This window comes from Deferrisoma camini S3R1 (assembly GCF_000526155.1).
Lineage (GTDB): Bacteria > Desulfobacterota > Deferrisomatia > Deferrisomatales > Deferrisomataceae > Deferrisoma > Deferrisoma camini.
Window position 1 is genome coordinate 399,957 of record NZ_JAFN01000001.1, and the last position, 20,684, is coordinate 420,640.

General features: G+C 67.0%; 7 protein-coding genes. 3 read left to right on the forward strand and 4 right to left on the reverse strand.

Annotated elements, in window-relative coordinates; all coding sequences use genetic code 11:
• Nucleotides 1–30: 30 nt before the first annotated feature.
• From amrB to DEFCA_RS0101775, 4 genes are all read right to left on the reverse strand, one after another.
• Nucleotides 31–831 carry an AmmeMemoRadiSam system protein B gene (gene amrB / locus DEFCA_RS0101760; protein ID WP_025321332.1) on the reverse strand — a complete coding sequence of 267 codons (801 nt, stop codon included), beginning with the start codon at nt 829–831 and terminating at the stop codon, nt 31–33.
• 217 nt (nt 832–1,048) lie between these two features.
• The gene (locus tag DEFCA_RS0101765) at nt 1,049–2,188 is read right to left on the reverse strand and encodes an aminotransferase class V-fold PLP-dependent enzyme (RefSeq protein WP_025321333.1); all 1,140 of its coding nucleotides are present in this window, start codon (nt 2,186–2,188) and stop codon (nt 1,049–1,051) included.
• 152 nt (nt 2,189–2,340) lie between these two features.
• Nucleotides 2,341–3,630, reverse strand: coding sequence for a response regulator (locus tag DEFCA_RS23935; RefSeq protein WP_025321334.1), 1,290 nt, complete (start codon nt 3,628–3,630; stop codon nt 2,341–2,343).
• 82 nt (nt 3,631–3,712) lie between these two features.
• Nucleotides 3,713–4,723, reverse strand: a complete 1,011-nt coding sequence (locus tag DEFCA_RS0101775) for a deoxyguanosinetriphosphate triphosphohydrolase (protein WP_029733388.1) — start codon at nt 4,721–4,723, stop codon at nt 3,713–3,715.
• A 357-nt stretch (nt 4,724–5,080) separates the two neighbouring features.
• On the opposite strand from DEFCA_RS0101775, the gene DEFCA_RS22800 reads away from it, so the two are divergent.
• From DEFCA_RS22800 to DEFCA_RS20150, 3 genes are all read left to right on the forward strand, one after another.
• Nucleotides 5,081–9,916: a thrombospondin type 3 repeat-containing protein gene (locus DEFCA_RS22800; protein WP_245693411.1), complete on the forward strand. Its 4,836-nt coding sequence runs from the start codon at nt 5,081–5,083 to the stop codon at nt 9,914–9,916.
• Nucleotides 9,917–10,151: 235 nt separating this feature from the next.
• On the forward strand, nt 10,152–11,498 hold the full coding sequence (locus tag DEFCA_RS0101785) for a hypothetical protein (RefSeq protein WP_169709404.1): 1,347 nt from the start codon (nt 10,152–10,154) through the stop codon (nt 11,496–11,498).
• Between the two features lie 271 nt (nt 11,499–11,769).
• Complete coding sequence (locus DEFCA_RS20150) at nt 11,770–20,679, forward strand: carboxypeptidase regulatory-like domain-containing protein (RefSeq protein ID WP_025321338.1); 8,910 nt, start codon at nt 11,770–11,772, stop codon at nt 20,677–20,679.
• Nucleotides 20,680–20,684 lie beyond the last annotated feature (5 nt).

The window sequence follows — 20,684 nt, forward strand, 5'->3', positions numbered from 1 at the left end:
GGCCTGCCCGGAAGAGCAGGCCCGGCCGGGTCAGGCCACCACGATGCCGGCGTACCCCACGACCTGGCGGCGGTCGCCGCTGACGTCGCCCGAGGTGGCATACCGGACCAGCCTTGCGCCGGCAGCCCCAAGATCCCGGGCGGCCACGAGCATCACCGCCGTGGGTACCACGCCGCACATTGTAATCCCATGGCGTTTCGTAGTGTCAAGCAGGCCCCGGGGGTCCAGCGCCAGCACGCAGTCGATCGCCATCCGGTCCTTGGATCGGGCCGCGTCCTCGGGCTCGTAGTGGCTCATGTCGCTCGAAGCCACCAGGAGCACCGGGTCGGGCCAGGACTCCACCACCCGGGCCACGGCCCGCCCCACCTCGGCGATGTCCCCGTAGGACCGCAGCATGAACGAGATCGGGACGATGCGCACGGCCGGGTTCTTCACCTGCAGAAACGGCAGCTGGACCTCCAGGGAGTGCTCGTGCACGTGGGCCAGGGTGTCCTCCTGGAGGATCGGGCAGGCGGCCAGGAGGGCCTCGGCCAGGTCCTCGGCCACGGGCACCGTGCCCAGGGGGGTGGCCCACCCCCCCCGCACCCACACCCCCGCCTCGGTGCCCAGCCCGGTATGATTGGGGCCGAGCAGGATCACGGTGTCGGGCACCCGCACGGCGCCGAAGGTGTGACCGGCCACCGCGCCCGAGTACACGTACCCGGCGTGGGGCGAGACCACCCCGATGGCAGGCTCCTCCGGCCCGGGCCCCAGGACCCGGGTGACCAGTTTCTCCAGGCGTGTGGGGTTTCCGGGATAGAACTGTCCGGCAACGGCGGGCTTGCGGATCATCGGGTTCCCTCCAGGCTCTGTGGCGGGGCCCCTTCCCAGTAACTTCGGTCTACGGTCGTCGGTCGAAGGTCTTCGGTCTCTTGGCCCCCAGGGCAAGTGCCTCTCGTCAACCCGGGGGGGGCTGTTGGGGCGTCCGCCCGCCTCACGGGCTGAGGCCCCTAAAAGATTTCTCTAGTCTCTAGTTTCTGGTCTCTAGCTCGTCCCGGACCAACGATAGTTACCCTTCCCGGTCGAGGCGCTCCAGGGCCGCGAAGAACCGCTCCAGATCCTCGGCGGTGTTGTAGAAGTGGGGCGACACCCGCACCCCCGGCCCCCGGGCCGCCACGAACACCCCTTCGGCGTGAAGCCCGGCGGCCAGGTCCGCCGGAGCCGTCCGGCGGGGCACGAAGGTCAGGATACCGCTTCGTTCCCGGGGCGCCAGGGGGGAGGCGATGGAGTAGCTCCGCTCCCGCAGCCCCTCGGCCAGCTCGCCCCATAGCTCCTGGACCCGGGCCCACACTCGGTCGATGCCCACCTCGAGCAGGAGGCGCGCGGCCTCGCCGAGGCCGTGGATCGCCACGGTGCTGGGGCTTCCGGCCTCGAACCGTGCCGCGTCCGGCCGCAGCTCGAACCGGATCCGGTCGAAGGCCATGGGGTCCCGGACCGAGTTCCACCCCACCTCGACCGGATGGAGCCGCTCCAGGGCTTCGGAGGAGAGGTACAGGATCCCGATCCCCTCCGGTCCGCACAGCCATTTGTGCCCGTCGGCCGCCAGGGCGTGGATGCCGAGCCGTTCGGGGGTGAGGGGGAGGCATCCCAGGGCCTGGATCGCGTCCACGAAGAGGAACACGCCCCGCTCCCGGCACATCTCACCCAGGGCCTCGAGATCGTTTCGAAACCCCGTGCCGTACTCCACGGCCGATACCGCGAGCATCCGCACCCCGGCCTGGGCGAGGGCCCGGCGGTAATCGTCCAGGTCGAGCCGGCCCCCGCGCTCAGGCACCCGGATCACCCGGACCCCCCGCCGGGCCAGGTTCATCCATGGGTACACGTTGGACGGGAACTCGCCCTCGGGCACCACCACCGCGTCGCCCGGGTTCCAGGGGAACCCCTCGGCCACGAACGACACGCCCTCTGAGGTGTTCTTGACGAACGCCACGTGATCGGGATGGGTGCCCAGGAGGGCCGCCGCGGCCTGCCGGGCCCGGCGGATGCCCTCGAGGAGCCGCCCGTACCGGAACGCCCCCCACTCGGCGCACTCCCGCACGGCCGCCTCCATGGCTGCGGCCGCCCGGGTGGACAGGGGGGCCACCCCCGCATGGTTGAGGTAGGTGATCCGGCTCGAGACCGGGAACCATTTACGCCAGGTGTCGTTCATGGAGAACTCCGGAAGGTCTCTTTCTCCCGAGCAAGGTGGGGAGTGCATCTGCCTTGTTGGCGGTTTCGCCCCAAAATAAACGGCCCCGGCCTCGAAGGCCAGGGCCTGCTCGTCCCGGTTTCCGGTCCGTGCCGATCCGTGAAGATCTGTGGCTAACCCCCTCCCTCGGGCTCCTGCTTCAGACGCTCGATGGCCTCCTGGATCAGGCGCTCGGCCAGCTGGGGCACCACCTCCCACACCACCTTCTCCACCGTGGCCTGGACCAGGGGGGTCAGCGCCTCGGGCGAGAGGCTCCGCTCCAAGGCCTGCCGCACCGTGGTCTCGACCATCGGCTCCAGGGAGGCCGCGGTGGGCTCCCCACCGGGAGCCTCCCGGTCCCAGTCCGTCCGATGGGGCGGGGTGGGGCCGGGCTCCTCCCAGCCGGTGGGGGCCTCCTCGTACGCCTCGGGGGTCTCGGGAAACAGCGTCCCCTCTTCGGTCGGGGCGGCCTCGGCCCCCTCCGTTTTCGGCTCTTCGGCCTCGCCGGTGGGCGTCGGTTCCGCCCCCTCGAACGCTGGGGTCGAAGGCTCTGCTGGAGCCGGCGCGATGGGAATCTCGGGTCCGCTCTCGTCCTCGGCCGGCTCCAGGCCCTGCTCCGGGGCCAGGGACTCCAGCAGGTCGCCGATCTCGTCCGCGCCATCGGCCTCCGCCAGCGGGAACGCCGCCTCGGCCCCCTCGTCGGCCGGCAGGGAGGCCAGCAGGTCCCCGATCTCACCGGGTTCCGTTTCGGTCGCGCTTGCAGGGGTGGAGCCCCCGCCCCCGGCGTCCAGGTCCAGGGGCTTCGCATCGGTTCCGTCCGGTTCCCCCTCATCCCCCAGGCTGAGGAGGTCGTCCAGCCCGAAGGCGGGCTCCTCCTCCAGAGGGGAGGGGGGCACCTCGATGGGCTCCAGGTCCTCCAGCAGCTCGAACTCGGAGAGGTCCTCCTCGTCAGACAGGTCGATGATCTCCACCTCTTCCTCGGCCGCCGGCGGCACCGAGGGACCCTTCCGCGTTTCCGCCACGGGTTCGGTGGTCTCGAGCTCGAGATCGTCCATGCCGAAGCTCTGCATCTCGACGGCCTCCTGCAGCGCCCCGAGGAGTTCCTCGGAGGAGAAGGGTTTCGTCAGGGTGGCGGTGGCGCCGGCTGCCTCGGCCGCCGCCGGCGTGACCCGGGCCCCCATGAGCACCACGGGGGCCGCGCGGCTGGGGGAGACCTCGCGGATGCGGCGGCACACCCCGAACCCGTCCTCGTCTCCCAGGTCCACGTCGCACAGCACCACGTCGAACCGGCCGGATTGGAGCTTGTCCTCGGCCTCCTCGCCGGATGCGGCGCTCACCGCCTCCCAGGGTTCGCCGGCCAGGGCGTGCCGGACCGCCTCCTGGATCGTGGAGCTGTCGTCCACCACGAGAACCATTCGGGGCATGGGGTCTCCCTTGGTCCTGGGGCCGGCGAGCGGCCCCTTCCGGTACGTTTCGGCGTTTCCGCGGAAAACCTGAAGCCTGGGGCTAGAGGACCCTCCAGGGCTGGGGCATGAAGATCCGTTCGTACAGGAGCAGCGCGTAGCGGTCGGTCATGCCGGCGATGAAGTCGGCGGCCAGGTCCTCCACCTTCTCCCCGGGGATCGGCTGGGCCAGGTTCTCGAGAAACCAGTCCGGCCGGGCCACGAAGTGGCCGTAGAGCTCCTCCAGGATCTTCTTGGCCTTGATGAAGTCCTCGTGGACCTCGGGGTTGTCGTACACCCGCTCGTAGAGGAACTCCCTCAGCTCCAGGGCGGCCGCGTGGACCTCCTCGCCCATGGCGATGGTCTCCCAGTCCCGCCGCATGGTCTCGACAACCGTGTCCCGTACCATGGTGTCGATGCGCTGCCCATGGGTCTCCCCGAGGACCCGCGTCACCGCCGCCGGAATCTCGCTTCGCCCGATCACCCCCGCCCGCAGGGCGTCGTCCACGTCGTGGTTGAGGTAGGCGATCAGGTCGGCCACCCGCACGGCCTGGGCCTCGAGGCTCGCGCCGGAGGCCAGAATCTCGCCCCGGCCCTTGGAGTGGTGCAGGATCCCCTCACGAACCTCGTGGGTAAGGTTGAGCCCCCGCCCGCCCCGCTCCAGCCGGTCCACCACCCGGAGGCTTTGCACCGCGTGATGGAACCCCCCGGGCCGCAGTTGCCGCAGTACCGTCTCCCCCGCGTGTCCGAACGGGGTGTGGCCCAGGTCGTGCCCGAGGGCGATCGCCTCCACCAGGCTCTCGTTGAGCCGCAGGGCCCGGGCGATGGTGCGGGCGATCTGGCTGACCTCCAGGGTATGGGTCAGTCGGGTCCGGTAGTGGTCCCCGGCCGGGGCCAGGAACACCTGGGTCTTGTGCTTGAGCCGGCGAAACGCCTTCGAGTGTAGGATCCGGTCCCGGTCGTGCTGGAAGCAGGTCCGCAGGTCGCAGGGATCCTCGGGCCGCACCCGCCCCCGCGACCGTGCCGACCGCGCGGCCCGCGGATGGAGCTCCCGCTCCTCGGTCCGCTCGAGCATCTCTCTCACGCGAAGGTCCAACGTTTTCCTCCAAGGATGCGCAGAGTATCGCACCGGCCCTTTGAGGGCCAAGGGCCTTCTTCGGCCCCGGACCCCGAAAAATTTTTTGGAAGCCTCTAAAGGGATCTCTCCCATAGGACGATGAAAAAAATTGTCGTCCCGTGGGGCAAAGGCGGACAAGGAGATTTCACCATGCGTTCAGATCGTGACCCGAACCGGGACACGTGGACGATACGCGGTTCTGGGGTCGGTTCTCAGCCCCCCGCTCCCAGAGGGAACGGGGGGCTCGGTTTTTCTGTGAATGAGCATTCAGGTCCTCGTTCAGCCACTGCTAACCCACCCACAAGGAGGTGCACCATGAGAGAACGAGGGAGACATTCAGCGTGGATCGTCCTGCTGACGGTCTTGTTTTCGGCGGGGCTGTTCCTGTCCGCCTGTGGTGGCGGGGGGGGCGGCGGGGGCGGCGGCACGACCGTGGCCGACACCGGAGGGACCTCCGGTGGAGACTCGGGCGGCACGACCGGGGGCGACACCGGGAGCACCGCCGGCGACACAGGCGACACCGGAGGCTCTACAGGGGGAGATACGGACACGGGAGACCAGGGGACGACAAACCCCTACTCGGGGCTGGCCAAGCTGACCGGCGACGTGTCTCTGTCCGGTCTGAGCAGCGCCGATGCCAACAGCCTCAGCCGGGCGGCTGCGCGAGCCCGGGGAGGTCGGCGCGCAGCCCGGAGCCTGTACGCCGCCCAAACGGATCTCACCACGGATGCCATCGTTAAGCTGTACGTGATGGACGAGAAGGGAGACCTCCAGGACACGGGCATCCAGGGGCAACTGGTAACCGACCCGGAGACGGGCAAGGTCCAGTTCGAGTTCGACGGCGTGAAGGACGGCGTGGATTACATTGTCCGATACATGAAGGTCGTGGAGCGGACCGGTGAGAAGGCCCGGCTCCTGGAGATGAAGGCCCTGGCGAGCGTTCCCGAAGGGGTCACCGAGGCTCCTCCGGTGGAGGTCTCTCCGAAGGCGAGCGTGGTGACCGAGGCGCTCGTAGACGCGATCCTCCAGGCGACCGACGGCACCGGCATCGACAGTGAGATCATCGATCGGATCGTCACGGCCGTGAAAGACGCGATCGAGACCATGGTGGAGCAGGGCGTGATCCAGATCCCGTCCATGGTCGTGGAGACCCCGCCCGAGGTGGCCGAGGTGGTCGAGCAGGCCGCCAACGGAGACGACACCGGGCAGGAGCCGGTGGACACCTCCTCGCTGGACGAGGTGGAGAACGACAACATGGACGACGTCACCGGCGTGCTCCTGTCGGACGAGTCGGTGGACAACGAGGTCTCGGCAGTGAAGACCGAGAAGAAGGCCGAGGAGTTCCAGCGCCTGGACACCTCCACCGAGGAGGGCAAGCGTGAGCTCATTCGCCGGGTGTTCGCGGAGCTGGTGGGCGACGACGACGTACCGGCGTTCATGGTCCAGTTCATGGCGGATCAGTACGTGGGCGGATGGAAGACGACCGTCCAGGACCTCCTGCCTGCCGTGATGAACGGCATCGAGTTCCGCGAGCAGGTCGACACCAGCGGGGTCACCGTGCCCTCCGTGCTCGAGCATTTCAGCACCAAAATGTCGGCCGTGTACGACCTGGTGGCCAAGCGGGAGGCCGGAACCGACCTGACCGAGGACGAGAAGAAGCAGCTCGCGGAGATCCCGCCGATCCTGCTGGGGCTGTTTCCGCCCGAGGAGAGCTCGGTCTGGACCGACCTCCAAAAGGACACGGAGCTCCAGATGCCCCAGGGGATCGCGTTCACGGTCTACCTGGTGGACGAGTTCCTGCCCGAGGTGCTGAACCTCGAGGCCACCTTCAGCGCCGAGGCGGACGAGAACGGGGTGGTCACGGCTGAGCGCGAGGACCCGTTCGACTTCAACCCCATGGCTCCCGGCTCCATCATGGAGCTGATGGGTTTCTTCTCGGAGGATCCGGAGAACCCGGGCCAGCAGATGTGGCAGCGCTACGATGTCGGGTACGACATCCACGAGATGTGGCTCTACCCGGGCCGCATGTGGGTGGATGACACCGGCCCCAACGGCGAGCCGATGGGATACGAGATCGACATCCTGAATGCGGGCACTTGTGTGAGCAACCTCTCGTACATGATCGAGATGATGCAGTCCGGCGGGCCCGCCGGCCCCGAGCCCGCAGGGCCTGGCGAGGACCTTCCCTCGATGGACGTGACCGTGATGCTCACCTACCCCAAAAGCGACGGAACCACCGGCCAGATCGAGCTGCTTCCGGAGCCCTGGGGAGACCCGTGGGGCCAGTGCTTCCGGCTGGATCCGTGGGCGGAGATGGACTTCCAGGCCCAGCCGGATCCGAACAATCCCCCGGAGCCAGACCCGGAGAGGATTGTGTCGGACTTCGCGTCGGGTGAGTACGTCGTAACGGTGGTGGACAACGCCACAGGCCAGGAGTACACGAAGATCTTCGATCGGAAGGTCATCACGGGGATGACGGACGCGTATCCTCGCATCACCACGCCTCTGGGGATGCCTCCGCCGCTTCCGGCTAACGCGAGCCCGGAGGAGATGGAGGAGAACAACCAGCTCTGGCAGGAGTACAACCAGCAGGGCGCCACCCGATTCGCGGCCAACGTGGACACCGACGGGGACGGCACGGACGACGCGGCCCGGATCACCGTGAAGTGGGAGGCCCCGGACGTGGACCTGCCCGAGGGCGTGAAGATCGGCTACCACCTCAACGTGGGCCGGAGCGCTTGCGCCACAGCCGTGGACGCGGACGACGACGGCTTTAGCAACTACGAAGAGATGCAGCTGGGAACCGATCCGTGGAACCCGGAGAGCACGCCGGCCGAGCACCTGGCGGACAGCGACGGCGATGGGGTGGCCGACAGCATCGAGCAGGTGGCAGGGACCGACCCCGACGACGAGACGAGCTCGCCCGGCGAGGACTTCTGCCCCTGGTGGGACTGGGATCCGATCTACAGCACGTGGGACCGAAACAAGATCCTGTTCACCCGTGCCTTTACGATCCCCTATGACTTCCCGAAGCAGGACGTGACAGACCTGGATGCGTACCAGCTCGACGTGGCGGTGGTGTTCATCGATGCAGAGACGGGTAAAGAGCTGGGCCAAGGCGGCAATGCCCATGCAGAGTTCTTCGTGGCCGATCCCATCGACACGAACGCCGAGTTCGCGATCGAGGGTACGGTGAGCGTGCCCGACGACGGGTACCCGTACCGTGTGGCTTTGCTCAAGGAGGTCAACGAGTACAACCCGGACGCCTTGTTCGAGTGGGACAAGTGGAAGTACTCCCGGGAGGTGCTGGCATCGGCGACCGTGAGCCCGACGGACACCCAGTACACTCTCGTCGCCACCATCGGTGACCTCCTGAACCGGGAGGGAGACGCCTGGTTCAACATCGTCCTGTTCCGCGACGTCAACGACGATGGGGTGATCGGTGACCCCGACAGCGGCGACACCTGCTTTGACGACGGCGCCGGCAATATGGTGTGTGAGGACCTGTGGTACCCCGCGCCCGGCAAAGAGGTCTGGTTCAACGCGTGGGGCGGTATGCTCACGGTGGAGTGGGACGAGTGTGGCGATCCTTCCGAGCCGTGCATGCACCAGTCCATGGTGATCACCGGAGCGCCCGACGACCCGAACGATCCCAACTCCTTGCAGACAGCTCCGGGCCCGGCCCTGGGCGTGGACTCGGACTGGGACGGCCTATTTGACGGCGAAGAGGCCGAGATCGGGACGGATGAAACGTTGTGGGACACGGACAACGACGGCTGCTCGGACGGAGACGAGGTGAGGGAGGACTCCGATCCCCTAGACGCCTCGTCTGCCATGGACTGGTGCTCGTGGAACGCGGGAGCCATGCCTCCGCCCCCTGGTGAGGGTGAGTTCGTGGACGGCGCGGCCCTTTACGAGGTCAACTGCCAGCCCTGTCACCTGGGCATCGACAACACCACGGTGCAGGATCCGTCCCCAGAGGCCATTCGTGACGCTTTGAACCAAGAGCAAAGCATGTACGAGCTGGGGTGGTTGACGGACGAGGACCTGCAGGCCATCTCCGCCGCGCTGAGCGGAGAGCCGATGGGCGAGCCCGGTGACACGGACGGGGACGGCATTTTGGACGAGCAGGACAACTGCCCGATGGTGCCGAACCCGGACCAGGCCGACGTCGACATGGACGGCGTGGGCGACGCGTGCCAGGGTCAGCAGGGCACGGTTGGCGAGCCCGGCGACACGGACGGGGACGGCATTTTGGACGAGCAGGACAACTGCCCGATGGTGCCGAACCCGGACCAGGCTGACGTCGACATGGACGGTGTGGGCGATGCGTGCCAGGATCAGAGCACCGTTGGCGAGCCCGGCGACATGGACGGGGACGGCATTTTGGACGAGCAGGACAACTGCCCGAACGCGTACAACCCCGGCCAGGAGGACATCGACCTGAACGGCGTGGGGGATGCCTGCGAGGCGCCGCCCGAGTCCGGAACACCGGGCACCCTGGACGGCGCGGCCCTATACGACAGCAACTGCGCCAGCTGCCACGGGGCGTTGGATCAGACGACCATCACGGACGCCAACCCGTTGGCTTTGGAGTTTGCCATCGCCAATAACATGGGCGGCATGGGTACCCTGGCCGATTTGACGGAAGACTACTTTGCCGCCATCCTCGACGTGATCGACGGCGACCACGACGGGCTCCCGAACCGGGTGGAGACCGTGGACACCGGCACGGCGTTCGACGACCCCGATACCGACAGCGACGGCGTTGGTGATGGTCTGGAGGTGGGGTTGGGCTTCGACCCGACGGACGCGGCCAGCCCCGGGGCCGCCCCGCCGTCCTCGGAGTCCGACCTGGTGGGCACTTGGGAAAACCTCGATCCGAGCGGGACCATCGTGTTCGAGACCGCCGTCTTCAACAGCGACAACACGTACCAGGTGAGCGGTACGGACCCGTCCGACGGTTCCACGTGGTCCGAGACGGGCACCTGGAGCCTGTCCACCGATGGCACCACATTGACCACGGTGGTCAGCACCTCCACGGATCCGAGCTCCACGGCCGGGGAGACCGAGACGTTCTCCGTGGTCCTCCTCCCCGACGGGAGGGTGGTGTTGGACCTGTGGATGTTGTGGACTCCGGCGGGGCCGTAAGAGGACCCGCCCAAATCGACCGGGGAGGCCTGCGGGCCTCCCCGGTTTTTCGCGAGGATAAGGGGAAATGACGCAAAAGCGGTGGCGGTCTCTGATCGTTGGGATGTGTCTGGTGCTTCCGGCCGTCGTCCCTGCGGCCTCCTGGGGAGGCCGCTGCGCAACGGGGCTGAGGGGTGACAGACCGGGGCGTTTCGAGGCCGCCCGGCCGCTTCCCCGCCGTTCGGCCTTTCGGGGGGTGGCGCCGGTCCCCACGAGGAACGCCACGGCCTTCGTCACAGAACACTTTCGGCTTCTGTGGGGCAACGAGTACGACCGGTCCGACCCGGACTGGGCCGACGCCGACGGCAACGGTCGGCCCGACTGGGTGGACGAGACGGCCACGGCTTTGGAGACTGCCTATGACGAGATGATCGCGCTGGGGTTCCCGTCACCCTACGGCGCCGACACCTACTTCCTGGACGTGTACTTCGTCGACACGGGTCTGGAGGTGTGCAGCAGAGAAAACTATGACCCCGATTCCACCCCGTCGGATAAGGTGTGCATGACCGAGCTCGGTCCCGGTGCCTGGGTGGAGGTGTCGTTTGGGAAGGACGACTCCTCGTACTACGCCTACACCGAGATCGACAACGACTACGGCGTGGCGTACTTCGTGTTCAACGACGACTTCTCCCTGCACGCCGACGACGAGCGATCGGTCCTCCGGGCCACGGCCGCCCACGAGCTGTTCCACGCGGTGCAGCGCTCTCTCGGCTATCCCTGGGATGACGAAGTAGCCGTTCCGGATTCGCGCTGGCGAGACGAAGGATGGTGGTTCGAGGCTACGGCCACCTGGATGGAGGAGGTGGTAACCCCCGAGGTGGACGACTACGTGACCTACGTCCGCGAGTTCCTGGCGCACCCGGAGGACCCCTTGAACAGCCAAGACGGCCTGCACGAGTACGGCGCCGCCATCTTCCCGGGGTTTTTGTGGCTGCGATACGACGGCCCGGATTTTTGGATCGAGGTGTTCTCGCGGGCTTATGACGAAGGGCTGGAAGTCGTCCTGGACGATGCCCTTCTGGCGCGGGCCGGGGTTCCTTTGGGGGATGCCATAGCCACGTTCTGGACTCTTGCGGCCCACCCGGAGGATTTCTGGCCGGACGGAGAACGGTTTCGGGCCCCGGCGGTTCCAAGCCTGGCGCGGACCGCCTCGACCCTTCCCCTTACCTATGCCTCGTCCTCGTCTTCTGCTCCGGGGCGGTACGGCGCGAACCTGTTCCGAGCCGAGTCGGCCCCCTCGGGGCTGGAAGTGTCCTTTTCTTCCCCCAATCCGGTCACGGCACGACTGGCGTTCTCCCGGGGGGGCGGGGCCTTCCGTCAGGTCGTCGAGGTGTCGGAAGGGGACACGCGGGTGGATATTCCGGGGTCCGGGCCTTTGTACGTGGCCGTGATGAACGAGGACTCCTCAGACTTGGAGTATTCCTTGGGTATAGTGCCCCAGACCTCGTCTTCGGCGTCGCAGCCCTCCTCAGACACCACGCCGGAGGCTGCGTCTGCCGGGGCGTCGGGAGGGTGTTTCTTGACGGTTCTGTCGCACCCATGAGCTCGATCGCCGCTTCCTCGCTTCCCATTTCCCCCCTGCTCGGACCTTGTGCTGTGGGACCGGATTTCCGTCCCTAGTCCCTTGACAAACCCCGTATCATTTCTCTAGTCTCATGCCCCGGAGCCGCTACGTTGGATTCGTTGGCGGAGGGGAGGAATGGGGTGTGGCTGGGTGGGGTCCATAGTGAAAAGCGGATGCCTGGTCGGGAAACCGGCCAGGCATTTTTATTGATTCTAAGATAGCAAAAAACATTCTATCAAAGGAGGGGATCATGAGCGGGCGAGCGACGAGGATGGGGGTGCGTTGGCTTGTTGCCGTGGCGGCGGCCGTGGGGCTGACCGGTATCGTCTCGTGTGGAGGAGGCGGTGGAGGAGGCGGCGCGGGCGAGTCACAGACCGTCTCCTTCGAGGTCTCCGGCCAGGCGTTCGACGGGCCGCTGGCCGGCGCGACGGTGGTGGTGCGGAAGCCCGACGGGACGGAGTTGGCTACCGCCACCACGGGGCAGGACGGCACCTACTCGATCGAGGTGAAGGGTTATGAAGGGCCGTTCCTCGTGGAGGTTTCCGGTGGAACGGATTTGGGTCCGGACGGGACGGGCGGTACAGCCGACGACACCGCGAACACCGCCAGGTTCGAGGACATCGGCTATGGAACCAACGGAGCCACGGTGCTCGTGGCGCCCAACCCGGTGTTCACCATGGCCCGGGGATTCCTGGCGAACGGACTTGCCGGCGCCGGTCGAGACGCCGTCGCCCAGGCCCGTCAGCAGGCGGCCCAGGTGTGCGGGCTCGAAGCCGGTGACCTCCGGTCCTTCCCGTCGGAAGAGGTGGCGCGCCGTCGCATCCGTGCCCTGGCCTCTCTCGCAAAGATGGCAAGAACGCGGGGCAAATCGGAATCGGTCCCGAGCTTCTTGCAGGAGCTGGCTGCCAAAGCGGGGAACCTCTCGTTGTTCTCCGAAAACTCGGCCGAGTGGTCGGAAACGTTTCGCTCCCAGGTTCTGGGCGCGGTCGGACTCTCCGAGACGCTGGCGCAGCAGGCCGCGAACGCGGAGGCCCGCCAGGCTTCCCGGGAAACGGGCATGCTCGTGTCAGGGGCGGTGAGGAGCCTGGCGACCGGCGCGGGAGTGGCTGGCGCCACGGTGACCGTGGAAGGGCTCGGGGTCAGCACCGTTACGGACGGCAACGGCGCCTTCGCCCTTTCCGTGCCTGTGGACGAGGGAGGCGAGCAGATCAAACTCACGGTGCGTGCAAACGGTTACGCGGAGAACCAGAAGGTGTTCTCGGCGGTGTCGGACGGCGGGGCCAACCTCGTGGTGGTGTTGAAGCCGGTCACGGTGATGACCGGGGTGAGTCTGTCGGGGCTGACGGCGGGTCGTCGTGGCGCGCGCATGGCCGGCGACTCGCTGGTGCTCGAGTCTCCGGACGGCTCGGTGCGGGTGAACATCCCGTTCCGCTCGCTTCGTCGCAGCATGGCCCGGCATCTAGCGAGTCGTGGGCTCGGAGACCAGGCGGCGGAGTTCACCGCCGAGGTTACCTATGGAGACCCACTCCGGGAGAAGGAGATCTTCCCGGGCTCGTTCCGGGCGAAGGACTCCGAGGCCCGCGCCCGGTTGGCGGCCCGGGCGCCGCGAAGCGCGTTCCAGGGAGCGGAGGACGAGGTGAGCCTGGAGTCCGTGGCGTTCGTGAACATCCGCCTCAAGGACGAGCAGGGAAACGAGATTCCCGAACTGGACGAGCCCATGACCGTGCGCCTGCGCATTCCGGACGGCCTCCAGGCTCGGTACCTCGACCTCTACAACCGCGGTCAGACCGTGATCCCGTGGTACTCCTATGACGAGGAGCAGGGGATCTGGGTGCGCGAGGGTGAGGCGACGCTGGTGAAAGTGGCGGAGCAGGGCCAAGAGGTTATGTACGCCCAGGCCCAGGCCGAGCACTTCTCATGGTGGAACGTGGACTGGCCCATCATCACCCATGCGTGCATCGACGGTACGGTGCAAGACGCCGACGGAAACGTGCTGGCAGGCGCGTGGATCACGGCCGAAGGCGTGAACTACCAGGGCGCGAGCGACGCGATCACCGACGCCGAGGGGAACTTTCTCGTCCGGGTGCGCCGTGACGCGATCGTCCGGGTGTTCGTGACCGAGCAGGAGAATACAGCGGTGGAGGTGGACACGGGCGCGGGCACCCAGGACAGCTGCGGTGAAGGCGTGCCCCTGTACCACGCGGGCATTCTGACTTTGCAGCGGGCACGGATCACGGGCCGGGTCGTGTGGGCCGGCAGCGACCCAGCCGAGCCGATCCAGTACGTGACCGTGCGGGCGTCCAGCGGGGCGGCGGCCGTGACCGGAAGCGACGGGACGTTCGAGGTTCCGGCCCCATCCGGTGAGGACGTCACGCTGGTGTTCGAGTACTGGGACCCGGATGCCTGGCAGTCGGTGCGCGCCACCCGAACCGTGGAAGGTGCCAACGGCGAAGTCGACTTGGGCGACGTGGCCCTGGAGCAGCCCACCGAGTGGGTCACCCTCGAGGGCACGGCCTACGTCCGTACCGGTGCCGGTACGGACGACGAGACCACCGAGCCCGCCCGCTGGGCCTACCTCAACGTGGCCGGGTACGAGACCTGGACCGACGGAAACGGGCGGTACTCGGTGATGGTGCCCAGAGCACAGGACGGCGTCTATGAGGTCTCCGGATGGGTGCGCTGGAGGTTCGATTTGACCACCCAGACCCAGGTCACGAAAGACGAGCCGGATGTGTACTTCGATGTCCATCAGGTCACCTTGCTCGGCACAGTGCTCGTGGACGACGGCGCGGGCCCCGAACCGGCGGCGGGTGCAGAGGTCTGGACCGACACGGGGGCGTACACGACCACCGATGAGAACGGCGGGTACGAGGTCCAGGTGGTCGCCGGGGTGGCGGCAGAGGTGACGGTGGCCTACTACGACGGCGTGTCCGGCCAGTGGATCCAGGACAGCCAGGAGGTTGTGCCGGGCACCGAGGACACCCAGGAGGGCCCCTCCTTCGTGCTGCAGGTGGTGCGACCCGTGCGTGTCACGGGCCGGGTAACCTTTGGAGCGGGGTGCCCGGCGGCATGGGCCGGTCTTCTGACCTACGAGCAGGGGTGGACGAGCACCGACGGGGAGGGCCGGTACGAGGTGTACCTGCCCGCGGAGACGGATCAGAAGATCTTCGTGGTGTACGGTGACGACGAGGTGTGGACGGAAACCCTGAACCTGTTCGGCCGAACCGGCACGGTCGCGCACGACATCCAGATCGAGGGCGTGCAGGTCCCGCCCTCTGTGGAGGTGCAGGAGTACGCCGCGTCCGTGGTGGCCGGGGGAACGTGGCGAGCGACGCTCGTGGTACGCCGGTGCGGAACCGATCCGTTCACCTACCGGATGTCGGCCGATGGCGTGTTGGAGAGTCCCGCGACAGGCGATCTCGTTTTCACCGACGGAGAGGCCACGGTCGACCTGGAGATCGCCGTGCCCGAGTCGGCCGCCTCCGGCTGGCACGAGTTTCGTTTCGAGGTGCTCGACGCGGATGACAATGCGGTGGCGCAGAACTCGTTCTGGGTGCAGATCCGGGCAGCCGACGTGAACGAACCGCCTAGGGTCGAGGAGCTCATGGTGGCACCGTCCACGGTCATGCGGGGCCAGGAGGTCGAGGCGTGGGTCTATGCCTGGGACCCGGACTGGGACGGGTTGACGTTTGCGTGGACCTTGGAGCGCCGGAACCAGGACGGCGAGTTCGAATCGGTCGATGTGGAGCTGGGGGGTGACGCGTACGTTTCGGTCGACACCGGCGGACGGGAAGCCGGCGTGTATCGGCTCACCGTGGCGGTCTCGGACGGCGCGCAGACGGTGAGCCGGTCGGCCGAGTTCGAGGTGGTCGAGCCCACCCCGGTCGTCTGGTCCGTGGTGGCGGACCGAAGTCAGGCTACGGAAGGCGATGAGGTGTGCTTCGTGGCCTACGGGCGGAACCTGAGCTCCGTCTCGTGGACGGTCAATGCCGGCGATGTCGTAGAAGACGGCAATCAGTACTGCCACACGGTAACCTCCGGCGAGGTGGAAGCCGGCGAGCTCGTGGTGGAGGCGACCGCAGGAGGCTCGAGCGCGAGCGCCCGGATCTCTCTGTACCGGGATGCCGACGGAGACGGGCTGTCGGCCGCCAGGGAGTCGGAACTGGGAACCAGCGATACCGACCCCGACTCGGACGACGACGGCCTAACCGACAGCGCCGAGGTGGAGCGGGGCACCAACCCGCTGGCTGCCGACTCGGACGGTGATGGACTGTCGGACGGTACCGAAGTGGCCCAGGGCACCGATCCCCTGAACGACGACACAGATTACGACGGCATCAAGGACGGGGAGGACGAGTACCCCCGTACGCCCATGTCGTCCTCGTTCGGCGAGGCCAAGGCCTATCTCGAGGCCGGTGACGTGGCCGCGGCCCACGCGGTGCTCGCCCAGATGGACGAGGGAGGCACCCTTACCGACCCGGCGCGGGTTCTCTATGCCCTGACCACCGTCATGACGGTGGCCGAGGAGGCAAAGGACTCGGCCTCGCCGTTCTACGCCCTGCTCGATGCGCTGGGTCTCCAGGTGGTGGGGGACACGCTGCAAACCTATGACTTCTTGGACATGGGAGCAGGCTTGGGCGGCGCTTCGGGCATGGGACGGTCGGCACGCCTGGCTGCGGCGACAACCGCGGAGCAGTACCGGGCGGCGGCCGAGGAAGCGCTCGACAGGGTCGTGGCGGCTGGGGCCCTTCTGGACGCCGTGACCGGCCCGGTTTCTTTCACCGTCACGATCGAGGGGGCCGAGTACGAGGTGGACGACGCGGACGTGGAGTTGCTGGGCGCGGCTCTGGACTGGTGCGAGTTCCTGCTGCAGTTCGCGCTGGCCTACGACTATACGCACGACGAGACCCGGGGGCCGGTGTTCTCGTTGCTGAACCTCCAAGACCTGGTGTTGCGGAGCGATGCGGCCGACCGAATGGCTGCGGCCAAGCAGGCGTTCGTGGATGCGATCGACGGGCTGGAAGCGGCCCACGACGCCATGGCGGCGGAGACCGACGACCAGTCCGACGATCTCCTGACCCTCGTTCCCGAACTGGAGGGGTACTGGCCGTATCTCACCCAGACGCTGGATGCCCTGGTGGCCTCGGCCGAAGCGGCCGGGTTCACCCCGGTGCCGTTCTGGCAGCCCGGTGAGGAGGAGTTCACCAGTTTCAGGGACGACCCCGACACAGGGGAGACGATCGGAACGGCCCGGATCCCGCTGTATCTCCAGTACTTGAGCATCGACCTCTCCGCCCTTTTCGACGAGCCGTTCGACGGGGCCGGGTTGGCCGACGACGTGGCCGCCGGTCTGGTCAGCGTGACCTTCACGCCGTGGACCGGCTGGGACGGCAGCGTGTACTACGACCAAGACACCCGCATCGACGGAGATTCCTATCTCGCCGGCTTCATTGCCTCCGTGGTGGAGGACGTGGAGTTCCCGGGTGGCGGAGTGGAAGCCTACCTCTGGGCGGGCCCGAGCGGGCCGCGGCTGACGGACTCGTGGGAGGGCGGCCCGGCGACGGCGCTCGAACTTGTCGAGATGGGGCGGCCTGACCTCGTCACCCGCGCGGGCTACACGGCGGAACGGGTGGTTCTGCGCCCGGTGGCGAAGCTCGAGGGGGCGGCCATCTCGGTGGACGGGGACGACAGCGACTGGACCGGCGTCGTAGCTACGCCGCTCGGGGCGTTCGGTGAGGTGGCCCAGGTCGAAGCGAGCGACGGCATCTATCTGCTGATTCGGTCCCCGTACCTTTACGCCGGGTCGTGGGTGTCGCTGTCGTTCGGTCGGGCCGGCACCGCGGGGGTGGACAGATGGGTCTGGGGCATCGAGGTGTGGTCTGGCGGCGCCTACGTGTGGGGCCTCCCCGAAGAGGGCGTGGAGTCCGCCGTTGGCGATGGGGTAGTCGAGCTCTTCATCCCCTCGTGTGCCCTTGCCCTTGCGGCAGGCGACGGTCGCGTTTTTGTCCACGAAGCCTCCGCATGGGGCGAGCAGTGGGACGCCTCGGACGTAACCGGGTGGCCACCCGAGTGGATCCTCGGGTACTCCCTGGCCGTGCCCCCGTGCAGCGCGGCGGGTGCCGACACGGACGGCGACGGGTTGACCGACGACCAGGAGTCCTGGATCGGTTCCGACCCGAACGCCGCCGATACGGACGGCGACGGCCTTTCGGACTACGACGAGGTGATGACGTACGGGACGAGCCCAAGCAGCGTCGATTCGGACTGGGACGGGTACAGCGACAACGAAGAGGTGGCCGCGGGGGCGGATCCCAACGACTGGGAGAGCACGCCGGAGAACACGGGGCTTCGGTTCGGGTTCACCTATCTGCAGTACCGGAACCACGAGGATCCGTCGGACACGTATTCCCCGGACATGTTTCGGGCCTGGGCGGATCTGAGGCTGGACGGCTCTCCCGTGTCCGAGTCGGACATCGCCGAGGTCGAGGTGCTCGACTCGGCCGACAACCCGGTCACGATGAACCCCTGGCAGTTCTGGGGCGACAGCGGGCACAGCTACTACAGCAGCGGGGGTGGGTGGAGGCTCTCCGACCCTTGGATCAACACCGGTGTGTACTTCAGCCTGCCGGATCTCCCCAGGGGAACCTACACTCTTCGGGTGACGACGACCGACGGCCGAGTGGGTACCTACACGATCAACTTCCCTGGGCAAGTCGTTCTCCCCTATGTGCGGGATGTGGGCTATGAGTGGACCTCAAGGGGCCTCCGCGTCACCTGGACGAATCCGACGGCAGACCCCAACTGGGGCCAGGTGGACCGGATCATGGTGGTTCTCCTGGACCCCGACTGGGGGGACGTGCTGTACATCCCGGTGGACCCGACGCAGGAATCGTTCCTGATCCCGGCCAACGTGCTCGAGACCGTGGCCGAGTACGAGCAATTCCCGGCGCTCAAGCTGCAGATCCAGACCCGGGCCTATGACGAAGACAACGGCAACTTGAACTACGCCCGGGGCTACGCCAAGGCGGTCGACATCCCCTGGGCCTGGAACGATCCGATCGTGAGCTGGGCGTACATGCAGTACCGCAACTATCCGGACGATGCGAAGGACGGGGTGCGGGCCTGGATCGAGTTCGAAAAGGCCGGTGATCCGCTGGGCCCGGAGGATTTTCGTTCGCTTCAGGTCGAGCAACCGTCGGGTAGTCCGGTTCCGGGGGGCGCCTGGGGCGATGCGGGCTTGGATGCGGGGGATTACTTGTGGCTCTCCTGCAGCGGAGGCGAGTGTTACTGGGATGGGACTCTGCGCACGTACGCCGGCTTCTTCTGGACGCTGGGCTCATCGCTCGAGGGGGGGCTCGATTACACCTTCACAGGTCAGTACGCAGGTGGCGGTTCGCTCGACTACTCGTTGAACTATCCCGGGGACGTCGTTCTTCCTCTGGTGACAAACCTTTCGTCCGAGCGGCAGGCCGACGGCGGGGTCCTTCTGACCTGGTCCAACCCGGTGTCGGAGCCCAACTGGGGCGAGGTGGACCAGTTGCGGATCGTGGTGCTGGACATGGCGAACCCCGATGACCCGGCCGACATCGTTTACGCATGGGTTCCGCCGGACCAGGAGTACGCCGTGCTCCCCCCCGAGGTGGTGACCCAGATCCAGGCGATGGGAACGGGGCCGTTCCAGTGGATCGTGCAGACCCGGGCGTACGACGACGATGGGCACAACTACGCCCGCGGCTACTCGGAGCAGGCCGACCTGAACCTCACGTACACCGAGGGTTCCGTGCCCACCGACACCGACGGCGACGGACTGTCGGACTACGAGGAGATCACGGAGTGGTGGACGGTGCCGACCAATCCCGACTCGGACGGGGACGGACTCACGGATGGGGACGAGGTGAACGTGTACGGCACCCAACCGACGGTGGCGGATACCGACGGAGACGGGGTGACGGACGGCGAGGAGGTCAACGCGGGCACGGACCCGATGGCCTGGGGCGAACGCCCGAGTCAGCGCCTGTCATCGGACTTCGCTTACGTGCAGTACCGCAACTACGAGGACTCGTCCCGGAACGGGTTCCGTGCGTGGATCTCGCTGATGGACGGCGGGGTGTTCCCCCAGACGGGGGAGTCGATCTCGTACGCCCGATTGGAGGACTCCTCGGGCGCGTTCGTTAGCGACGCCTGCCAGTTCGTGGGTGCGGACTACGTGGTGTTCGACCCAACCGAGCAAACGACGGATGAGGGGCGTTGGGCCGGTTGCTGGTTCGACCTCACGGGGATGGACTTGGTCCCGGGAAGCTACCGGTTCAAGGTTACCGACCCCGATGGCGGAACGCTGGTGAGGGAGACCACCATGCCGGAGGTCCGGTCGATGAACTTTGTGTCTTCCGCCAGCATGACCTACGAGTGGCAGCCCGACGGCAGTTTGACGCTGTCCTGGACGGAGCCGGAGGCTCCCAACTACGACGAGTTGCGCTTGGTGTTCCGCCGACCCGCTCCGTCGTGGGTGGACTTCTTCTACGTGCTTCATCTGGAAGGCACAAATTCGGTGACGATACCTGCGGATGTTGTGGAACTCCTGGATTCCTACTCCCCGGTTTCGGAAGGTTGGCTTTGGGAGATGCAGGGCCGAGCCTGGACGGACGACGGGGACAACTACGCGAGGAGTTACAGTAACCCCGTGATGATCACGACGGAAGATCAGGACGGAGACGGGATCAGCGACGACGAGGAGATGAGTCTCGGCACAGACCCTGTCAATCCGGACACGGACGGGGATAAGGTGGGGGACGGCTTGGAGTTGACCCTGGGAACGGATCCTCTCGACGACACCGACCCGGGTGGGTGGATTCCCACCGAGAACACGGAATTGGTGGGGATCTGGGAGCTTAGGGACGAGTTCGGAACGCTCAAGGTGAGCGTCGAGTTCAACCAGGATGGATCTTTCGTCATCGACCACGAAGAGTATGGCCCCTCAGAGGCGTGGTACCACGAGGAGGGCTCGTGGAGTCTTGCGGCGGAGGGCATCGAGATGACCTGGTCAAGCTCGACCGATCCCGACATCTCCGCGGGATCTTCCAGAATCCTTCCGGCAGTCCTTCTCCCCGACGGAAGACTGGTATTGGATTTGTGGATTCTTTTGTCTCCTTCGTCTCCTTGATGCCG

What these genes read in the sequence shown, in the direction of transcription:
- DEFCA_RS20150 (WP_025321338.1), top strand. Translation starts at nt 11,770, where the DNA reads ATGAGCGGGCGAGCGACGAGGATGGGGGTGCGTTGGCTTGTTGCCGTG.
- amrB (WP_025321332.1), bottom strand. Translation starts at nt 831, where the DNA reads ATGATCCGCAAGCCCGCCGTTGCCGGACAGTTCTATCCCGGAAACCCC.
- DEFCA_RS22800 (WP_245693411.1), top strand. Translation starts at nt 5,081, where the DNA reads ATGAGAGAACGAGGGAGACATTCAGCGTGGATCGTCCTGCTGACGGTC.
- DEFCA_RS23935 (WP_025321334.1), bottom strand. Translation starts at nt 3,630, where the DNA reads ATGCCCCGAATGGTTCTCGTGGTGGACGACAGCTCCACGATCCAGGAG.
- DEFCA_RS0101765 (WP_025321333.1), bottom strand. Translation starts at nt 2,188, where the DNA reads ATGAACGACACCTGGCGTAAATGGTTCCCGGTCTCGAGCCGGATCACC.
- DEFCA_RS0101775 (WP_029733388.1), bottom strand. Translation starts at nt 4,723, where the DNA reads ATGCTCGAGCGGACCGAGGAGCGGGAGCTCCATCCGCGGGCCGCGCGG.